The following is a 9,637-nucleotide window of genomic DNA, read 5'->3' on the forward strand; positions in this document are numbered from 1 at the left end:
ATCGTTAAAAAAAAGAGGAGAGCGGCATTAATAGTCTATTGTTTTCGGTAGACTATTAGTATTGACTCCACTAACCATTTTCATTCTCTGTGGTGCAGCACTATTTTTGTGCTGCATGGATGGCTAACGGGGCAGGTTAGTTGAACAAGGGAATTTAAAAAGCCCACTAATAGTGGGCAATTGTTTTAAAATTATATATCTTCTTCTGTTTTAAAATTTATTTTATATGTATCTTGAGGATTATATTTTCCTAAATGTTCTAAATCAAGATTCTTGTTGATATTCAAAGTATATACTGGTTCTTGGTTATACCCTTCTTCTGGAGGAAGAACTCTAACAGTTTTGTTACTATCCCTTTGAATACTTACGGCAACAAGGTTATTTTTATCGTCTGTTACATAAAGTGATTCCGTATTTAGTATGGGTTCATTTATTCCTTTATCAAACTCAATAATCCACTCATAATCTGGGGTTACGGATCGATATGTTACATTATTTACTTTTTCTACTGCTTTCTTTTCGACAAAATCAGTAGAAAAAGTGATTGTATAGATTGATAAACCTAATATTATTACAGTAAAAGTAAATAAAAATTTCTTCAATGACAACATCTCCTTTTATAAATAGTATAAATTAACATGGGAATATTTGCCACTATAATCTGATAGTTCTTATTCAACTAACGGTTGCTTTAGTTGAATAAGGATTCTTTGATAAAAGGTGTATTTTGTTTGTAAAATTGGATCTAAGAGGGAATATAACGAAGCATTTACTCCATCCTAAATAAGCACATTAACCATAAGATTAATGTGCTTATTTAGTTATGGGATGGTGGTAATTTTGAGTTTCTTAAAAAAAATCTCTTGTTTGTTAGTAATTTTTTTAGTTTTTGTAAATTTGTTCGGTCGTGAAACAATCGCTTCAGATGGTGAAATTACGCTAAAAGAAGCGATTAATATTGGATTCCAGAGGGCAAAAGAATGGAATGTAAAAGCAACACTTACAAGTGTAAACAGTGTAGATGAAACGATGGGAGGCTCGAGAGGAGGAAAAGGGAAACGCTTTAGATGGTTTGTGCAATTTATGGCTCCAGGTACAGACGAGCATTTATTAATTGGTATCTCAGAAAAGAAAATTACCGTGTTTAGACCGATTAAGCAATCTCAGGTTCCAACAATACCCTATGATGAGATTAAATTGGATAGCTCTGATGTTCTCCAACTAGCAAAGGATAAATACGGACTAAAACCAGGAAAAGATTGGGCGACAGGATATCATTTTACACTTGATAGAATTGATGGTATGCCCATTCTAACAGTGTTTGGAAATGATCGAGATAGCCGTTTTACTCGAATTTCATTCAATGCCCAAAATGGAGATGTGGTTAGTGCCATTCATAAATTACCATACGGTGGAGGATTACTATCCAAACGTATGGGTACTGATGCCCTAACAAAGAAAGGGATGGCAATTACGGGAGTTGTCGCTGGAAACAACAATTTAGTGGTATGGGGAGACAAAAAGCCAACACAATTTAGTACCACCAAGCAACCTTTTATTGAATGGAGCCAGAACAAGGGAGAAACATGGACACAACTCCGATTTAATAATTATGTAACGCACGCCTGGTTTGATAGAAATGATCAATTATATGCAACAACCGAAAAAGAATTATGGGTAGGTACTACCTCTAAAAGTAAAGGAACGAAAATTCTTTCATTAGACCATATGATTGAGACTATCGATTATTCAACCAATAACCATATAACTGTTCTATCAAATGGAAAGGTTTACTATACGTTCAATCAAGGGGAGAGTTGGGAACAAGCTATTGTTCCTAAACCATTTTATGAGGTTCAAATATCGGATAATGGTCATTTAGTAGGGTTAACAGAAGAAAGGAAGATTTTGCAAAGGGTAAATGATGGTTGGAACGAGATAACCACGCCAAATAGTAATGATGAACCTTTGGATATGAAAGTGATTAATAATAGGCTATTCGTTACCACACAAAGTGGAATTTGGATCCGAGATCTTCAAGAGGCAAATTGGAGAAAAATTCAAGTGGATGAAGTGGTAGTTAAATTTATTAAAAAAGGAGAGAAATTATTCGGCTATACACATAGAGGTGAAGCAATTTATTCGATTAACACGGAAGATGAAGGAAAACCTGAAAAAGTGTTTGATGCGGTTGATATTATCGTTTTGGATGTGGATATCATAGGAGATACGTTATGGATTGCAACTATACCAAATTATTCTTGGGAAGAAATGAAGATTCAGAAGAGATGATAATAATTTGAAGTTTATATCCCTGAAAAAATACACTCTGAAATATTTCACTTAAACTAACGGGTGCTTTACTTTAATAAGAAAACACCATTAGGGAACCTTAAAATTAGGTGGTGAACTATTGAAAAGATACATTATTTTTATAATTGCATTTCTTCTTGTTGTTACCCTGAATAAAGCAGGAGCTACAAAGGAAGGATATACTGTAATAGCAAAAAAAGACGATATAACTATCTATGCAAAAAAAATGGGAGAACTATATCGAGATTTTAAAATTGATTTCAAAGGGGAGATATACTTTAGACCCTATTGGATGAACGATACTAACCCTACCTATGCCCCGCAAATCATTTACGAAGATATAAACAAAGACGCGAAGAAAGAACTAATTATAATTTTAACAAAAGGTTACGGTACTGGTGTTTTAGATCAAGAAGTTTATGTTTATAGAAATACAAATGGATTGTTTGATGTGCGTGTTGATGATCCTATGGCAATTATCTACAAAAACGTAAAAACCAAGTTAACAACAGAAAAAGCGGAAATTAGAATAGGCGACAAAGTATATAAAGTTGACATAACCCCTTTAGAAACCTACAAACTTATTTGAGGATATTGCTTTTGGTGGTGTAATTAAATATGAAGTAAAAGACCACCAACTTATTGCAACAATCTCAGCACGAATTTCTCCAGCTGGCTTTGTTGGTCAACTTGTAATTGTGTATGAATATCGTGACAAAATGTATCAAGCAAAAACAATTGAATTTCAACCTTCACCCGAATTATGAGTTATTGAACTAACGGGTGCTTTAGTTAAACAAGACCATCATATCGATGGTCTATTTTTTTACCTAAAACATCAAGTAAACCTCAGAAGGATAGTATGAATAGACATGGATAAAATAATACAAGAAATTAATAAAGGATGATTTAATTGAACAAGTTTATTCTACTTGTACTCATGTATACCTTGACTTGTGGGGTATATAACGGAAATGCATATGTAAACTCTAACTTCCAACCTCGAACTATTGAAGAAAGTTATCTTGAAATTGGATATAAAACTGTCGGAGAAGCTTTAAAAGATTTTGAACACCATTATAAACAGGATTTACAGCTGCCATTAAGAGTCCCTCCTGTTGTCTTTACTCACTTATTTGCAAGAACTATTGAAGGAGACAGCGGAGATATTTTTGAAATGGAGTTTATAAATGAGCAATCATCAGTGAACAATTTCATGATTAATGTAGCAGTAAAGGATAGTTTTAAGATACTGGATAAAGAAGTTATAAAGGAATTTAGACTTAAGGGTGGAAACACTGCATACTTGTTGAGTATAGGAGGTCCAAATCCAAACTTAGGTTCAAACTTATTGGTTTTTGAAAAAGATAATTTGCAATATAGGTTTAGTATAGATAAAAGAATATCCGAAAAGATTACTCCTGAAATTTTAGTTCAGATAGCTAATTCTATTGATTATTGAATCGAATCTAAAAATTTCTCTTATTGAACTAACGGGCGCTTACTTCAAGGAGTATGGATGCCTCTTTCTAATTTGGGAAGATTAGAAAAGAGGTGAATTTATCTTGAAAAAACTGTATGTATTGATGGTAATCATATCTTTATTTACTTTGGTCTCATTTGAAACTTATGCTCAGCCTAAAAAATGTCCTGTACTAAGTGAATTAGAGAAAACATCGCTTAAGGATAAAAAAGAGGTTATTGAGGCGTTAAATACTTTAATACCAAAAACCTATGGAACTGGATTAGATGATTTTCCTGACATGTATACTAAGTGGAATGTAGTAACTGCTAAACCTTTTCTCAATACAGTTGGTAATAATGAAGAAGAAGGCTATTTTGGAATGGCAAAAACCTTTTGTGGCAAAGAAATAGCTGAAAAATCATGGCTTGTACGTTTAGATTTTACTAAAGCACCTGGAGCTGATTTAGCCCAGGGTCAAATATTTTTAGCTAAAAGTAAGGAAAAAGGATGGTTTGTTTGGTTTCGATACCATTAAACTGTTATTCCTTTTTGAACTAACGGGCGCTTTAGTTAAACATAACCATCATTTTGATGGTTTATTTTTTTTATCCGAAACATCAAGTAAATCTCAGAAATCATTTGTGAAATGTTACACTTAAACTAACGCAGCAGTTTAGTTGAAGAAGCTTTTGTGTGAAAATGGTAGTAAAAAATTGGAACCTCATTTCGTTTCGAACGTATTAAAGGAAAGGTTAGTTGAAGAAAGTTATAAACGGGGTGGAGTATATGAGTGAACGATTTGAATTAAATTTTAAAAATAAGGAAGTAAGAATTTGGTTTTATTTGGTGATACCAACGTTTATTGTAGGAAGCATTTTTATATTATATGGTGAACAAAAATATCAGTCTATTCCTATGTTATTGTTAGTAATAGCATGTACTATCTTTTATACATGGCGTTTTTATTACCGTAAGAAACAGAAGAAAGAAGGAAAAAGTTCTTCTTAAGCTAACGAGTGCTTTAGTGGAAGAGTGTTGTTTAACTTGCGTTTAACAATTGGTCCATAATATTAATCGCGTTTAATTGACTGATAATTTTAAATGTTGTGTTAAGATAGTTGAAAAAGAGGTGAACCTTGTGGATAAAAAGAAAAAAATATTTATAATAGCTTTCGTAATGGGTGTTATTTCAACAGCCTTTGTATTACCATTGCTGAGTGCGTTGGGCGTTCCTTCGTTTGATGTGGTATTAACTGCCCTATTTGGAGAAGGAAATAGCTGGGCTTTAGTCTTTTCTCTAATGTTAATCCTTCTAATCACTTTTGGTGCTGGGAAAGCTATAAAAAGCTAAAACAGCAAAATCTTCCTGTTCTTATTCAACTAACGGGTGCTTTACTTCAAGAAGGAGTAAAGCTTTTTTCTTATTGAACTAAAGCGCAGTTTAGTTGAACAGTTAATCTTGGAATGTGCTATTATCAATAGGTTAACAATGTTGAACTATGTTAACATTCCGATATTTTAAGAATGAACAGTATGAAACTATCATAGGAGAGTCATAAAATGAAAAAGAAAATGAACTATTTAATCTTAATTTTAACAACCATCTTCATGGTTGGTTGTACCAACATAGAAGATGCATCCATTACAGATGTAGAAACAAATCCACAAGAAGTAACCACAGTTGAAACAAATATAAATAGTGAAAAAGAAGAAACTATCACTTCGGTTGTTTATGAACCAGTAGAAGAGGAAACACCAACCCAACCAAATAATGAACTGTTCTCAGGATACAAATTTATTGAAGTTGATGGTGGTGATTTGTCTGGATATCGTGAACCTAACGTCGTCGTTGATATTGGTTACGGGGACCGTGAATATTGGGCATTTACTAATGAATACGGGCAACTAGTACGTGTCATTGCTGAGGAAATCATTCTACAAGATGACAGTAACGAACCTGTAACATCGTCTGGCAGATATTACGCTGATGAAGCAAAAGTTCCTGGTGTCGAAAGAGCAGATTTAGATGAAGGGCATATAATTGCTGATTCTCTCGGAGGGGTATCGAATGCTTATAATATTACCCCACAAGATAGTACGCTCAACAGACATGGTGATCAAGCTTATTTGGAAAACGTGATCCGTAGTGCAGTTGGAGCTACTAATTTTGAAGCAATTATCACATATTCGAATACAGAAACGCAGATTCCTTCAAGTTATCAGTATACCTATACTTTAATGGGTAATGAGGTCGTTGATAAATTTGACAATGTGAACCCTGATGAAGTAAATGCATCACTCGGTTTGACAGGCAGTGAGCCTTCTGATTCAACTAGTTCAAACACTAATTCAACTAGTCCAAATACAAACGGTGATATTTCTAGTGTTGATACAAACGGTAATGGACAAGTGACGATTAAAGAAGCAAAAGCAGCAGGTTTTAGTATGCCAATAACTAGTGATCATTGGTTATACCCCTATATGCGCGATAATGATAATGACGGTATGGTAGGTGAGTAAACTCCTTGAACTTTAGGCAAAATAAATGAACGAAAGAACATTTTCTTCGTTGGACGATTTATAACAATTTGCGAATGGGTGTCTGTACAGGAACAACTGAAGTTAATGGTCATATCATCTATATTTGTATGGTGAAAATATAATTATTTTTCACTAACGTGTGCTTTACTTCAAGAAGAAGTAAAGCTTTTTTTCTTATTCAATTAACGAACAGGTTAGGTGAACAAATTAACACAAGATCTGTTGAAACGAAAACTACAAAATTCTGTCTAATTATAAAAGGGGTGACGATATTGAAAAAACTTAGCTTAATTTTGTCTTTATTATTTTTATCAATAGGGCTGTTGGGCTGTCAACAAAGTGGTAAAGAGGAGGAACTCAACAACGAGATTTCTAAAAATATAACCAACGCTACTACTCAAAATATGCCAAAAGATATGCCTTCTGATTTTGATTTTTCTATTCAGTTCGGTGTCCAAAAAAAGAATGAAATTAATACTTTTGAAGGAACGGTGACTAAGGATTTAATAGCAGATGGTACTGCAACCACAGAGTTAATCTTAACAGAGGAAGAAATGAGAGATATTTATGAGAAAATGCAAGAAATTAATATAGCCGAGACGAAGGAATTTACACCTGAACCTATAAACGGAACGGTTTGTATGCAACAACCGTACGGAGAAGATGAGTGGAAAATTATTATCAACGGTGAAACGTTAACACATTTAATTTCAGGGGAATACTGCGAACCAACGAACGATGCAAAACAACTAATTGAGTTAAGAAATTATGTCTTTAATATAATTAAAAGCAAGGATGAATATAAATCACTCCCAGAGTCCGATGGTGGGTACCAATAATTATTCAACTAACGGGTGCCTTACTTCAAGAAGGGGTAAGCCTTTTCTCTGATTTAAACTAACAGGGCAGTTTAGTTGAACAAGAAACTTATGACTCATTTGAAGTAAAAATACATTCAATTGAAGTAACATTGATTTTACTGGAGTAAATAAAATGAGAAAAACACCTCAAGTTAATTATCTCAAAAAATGAATTTATCACTCGGCAATGTATGGTTTTTATTTTCATGTATATGTATAAAATCTACTAAATGAATATAGTAAGCATGACCCCTTGTCGAATTACGTTGAATAAAAACGTAATATTTGAAATAATTGTGAATAAACAGGTGTTCATAATTATTTATAGGGGGATTGAAGAATGACAGAACTTAAAGCTGATAAAGTGTTTATTTCCTATGCTTGGTCAAGCCAGGAACATGAAGAATGGGTAAACGAGTTAGCGACACGATTAGAAGAAGGCGCTGGAGTAGAAGTAGTTTATGATAAGTGGGATGCAGTTGAAGGTCAGAACTTAAACGCTTTTATGCAAAGGAGCGTCAATGATCCTTCGATTACTAAGGTGTTAGTTATCTGCGACGAAACCTATAAACAAAAAGCAGATGAATTTCAAGGTGGAGTTGGGACAGAAACAGTTATTATATCAAACGAAGTCTATAAAAATGTAAAACAAACCAAATTTGTACCAATTATTGCTCAAAGAGGACCAAATGGAGAAGAATACGTTCCAACTTATCTTAGCGGAACAAAATATATTGATATGTCTTCAGTCCAAAATTATGAAGAAGGTTTTGAAAAATTACTAAGAAATTTGTATGGTAAACCTGAATTTGTAAGACCAAAAAGAGGGACACCTCCATCATTTTTACTTCGAGATGAAAAGAAAACATCCTCTGATAGTAGAAGGGCATTAAGTAGATTTGCTTACGATGTTGAAAGGAAACCAAAAAATATAGAGATATATTTTAATGATTTTGTTGAGACATTTAAAAATGATATGAAACAGTATGCTATTACACCTTCTGACTACAATGAGCTTGCACCATTAATATTTGAAAGCCTACATGACACAATGGATTTACGTGATATGTTCATCGAGTTTTTAGAAACATATATCAAAGAGGCTGAAGTTGTTAATACTTCACTATTAATAGAGTTTTTTGAATCAATTTATCCTTTAATTTATACAAGGTCAGGGTCAGTTACTTCTAGCTATTTTGATGCTCAATTCGATCACATGAAAGTCTTTGTTGTAGAACTAATGATTTATACATTTGCTCTATTGTACAAGTTCAGACAATATGAAGTTATATACGAAATTGTAACTAATCATTACTTTGTAAAGGATGACTTCGATAGAGAACTTGATGGTTCTATTGGAATTTTTCATAAATATCCAGAACTTATCGAAAAAACTAACCTACCTTCGACAGGGCAAAAATATATATCAAATACGGGGCGTCTTATTATTGATAGAGCAAATTATGTCGGAATCTCATCCGAAGACTTGATACAAGCCGATTTTTTAATTTATCTCCTGAGCTTTGCACATGGTAAGTCGGAAGATTATTTTGCTTGGTATCCAGCTACATCTCCTTATTTTACAATCCCAAGTATTCAATTCATAACAAGAATTAAATCTAAGAGATTTTTTGAAACTATTAAGGTAATGTTTCCTGTAAAGGATGCAGAAGAGATGAAAGTGCTTTTTGCAGAGTTTAATAAATATCTTATACAAAAGTTAGAAAAGGGCTCCAAAATACATTATAATTTGTCACTTAATCCTGATGAAATCGCAAAATATTAAAAACGTGAATTGAAGCTTTGAAATAAAGTTCGCTTAAAATTACCTTTTCTCTATCTTTTCTTAGAGTTGAGGGGATTGTGAAAAAATGTACTTAAACTAACGCGGCAGTTTAGTTGAAGAAGAAAATATATAAAACCCGATATAAAAAGGGTGAAATTCGAATTACCAGGGCATTAATCTTCAATAAAACTTAGTATGAGAAAGGGGAATATAATATAAAATTTTCATTGTTTAAAAATCAGTCTTTTACAAAAATAATTAACGCTTTGCCAAAAAAATACGGAAATCAAATGAAGCATAGTGATGAGATTGTCTCTGCAATATATTACCCTAAGGATGAATTTGTAGTTACCTTTTCACAAGCTACAAAAGGTATTGAAAAACTAGAAAGTTCGGATAGTAAAAAAATTGCTATTGCCTACAATTTTTCAGAAGAAGCACAAAGAATTTTAAAAATAAATGGGTTTCATCTAATCCAATATTCAAGTTTTCCTTGGACTGATGAACAATGGAAAAACAGGAATTCTTAATAATAAGCCTTATTCAACTACCATGAAAATAAACTTCTGTAATTTCGGAAAAAAGGCAATACTTAATAAGACGCAGCTCATTCGTTTAAAAAAAAGAGAGCGCCTAATTCATTGAACTATTGTAGGTAGATGGACTGGATTA

General features: G+C 32.9%; 11 protein-coding genes. 10 read left to right on the top strand and 1 reads right to left on the bottom strand.

The genetic code is table 11. The features are described from left to right. Positions 1-191: 191 nt before the first annotated feature. The gene (locus WAX74_RS15240) at positions 192-602 is read right to left on the bottom strand and encodes a hypothetical protein (protein WP_336498523.1); all 411 of its coding nucleotides are present in this window, start codon (positions 600-602) and stop codon (positions 192-194) included. Between the two features lie 265 nt (positions 603-867). Here WAX74_RS15240 and WAX74_RS15245 point away from each other — a divergent pair, with 265 nt between their 5' ends. The 10 genes from WAX74_RS15245 (at position 868) to WAX74_RS15290 (ending at position 9,495) form a co-directional block, all read left to right on the top strand. Then, positions 868-2,292, top strand: coding sequence for a WD40/YVTN/BNR-like repeat-containing protein (locus WAX74_RS15245; protein WP_336498524.1), 1,425 nt, complete (start codon positions 868-870; stop codon positions 2,290-2,292). A 121-nt stretch (positions 2,293-2,413) separates the two neighbouring features. Then, positions 2,414-2,902: a hypothetical protein gene (locus WAX74_RS15250; RefSeq protein WP_336498525.1), complete on the top strand. Its 489-nt coding sequence runs from the start codon at positions 2,414-2,416 to the stop codon at positions 2,900-2,902. Positions 2,903-3,226: 324 nt separating this feature from the next. Beyond that, positions 3,227-3,775, top strand: a complete 549-nt coding sequence (locus WAX74_RS15255) for a hypothetical protein (protein ID WP_336498526.1) — start codon at positions 3,227-3,229, stop codon at positions 3,773-3,775. A 103-nt stretch (positions 3,776-3,878) separates the two neighbouring features. Then, on the top strand, positions 3,879-4,313 hold the full coding sequence (locus WAX74_RS15260) for a hypothetical protein (protein ID WP_336498527.1): 435 nt from the start codon (positions 3,879-3,881) through the stop codon (positions 4,311-4,313). A gap of 251 nt (positions 4,314-4,564) precedes the next feature. Then, on the top strand, positions 4,565-4,786 hold the full coding sequence (locus WAX74_RS15265) for a hypothetical protein (protein ID WP_336498528.1): 222 nt from the start codon (positions 4,565-4,567) through the stop codon (positions 4,784-4,786). A 130-nt stretch (positions 4,787-4,916) separates the two neighbouring features. After that, positions 4,917-5,129 (top strand): hypothetical protein, encoded by a 213-nt coding sequence (locus tag WAX74_RS15270; RefSeq protein ID WP_336498529.1) that lies wholly within the window; start codon positions 4,917-4,919, stop codon positions 5,127-5,129. Positions 5,130-5,338: 209 nt separating this feature from the next. After that, the gene (locus WAX74_RS15275; protein WP_336498530.1) at positions 5,339-6,298 is read left to right on the top strand and encodes a DNA/RNA non-specific endonuclease; all 960 of its coding nucleotides are present in this window, start codon (positions 5,339-5,341) and stop codon (positions 6,296-6,298) included. Positions 6,299-6,591: 293 nt separating this feature from the next. Next, on the top strand, positions 6,592-7,158 hold the full coding sequence (locus WAX74_RS15280) for a hypothetical protein (protein WP_336498531.1): 567 nt from the start codon (positions 6,592-6,594) through the stop codon (positions 7,156-7,158). 361 nt (positions 7,159-7,519) lie between these two features. Further along, entirely contained in the window at positions 7,520-8,965 is a 1,446-nt protein-coding gene (locus tag WAX74_RS15285) for an SEFIR domain-containing protein (protein ID WP_336498532.1), read from the top strand. Positions 8,966-9,192: 227 nt separating this feature from the next. Further along, positions 9,193-9,495, top strand: coding sequence for a hypothetical protein (locus WAX74_RS15290; RefSeq protein ID WP_336498533.1), 303 nt, complete (start codon positions 9,193-9,195; stop codon positions 9,493-9,495). Positions 9,496-9,637: the final 142 nt, after the last annotated feature.

The organism is Psychrobacillus mangrovi (assembly GCF_037104765.1).
In the GTDB taxonomy this organism is placed as follows: Bacteria; Bacillota; Bacilli; order Bacillales_A; family Planococcaceae; genus Psychrobacillus; species Psychrobacillus mangrovi.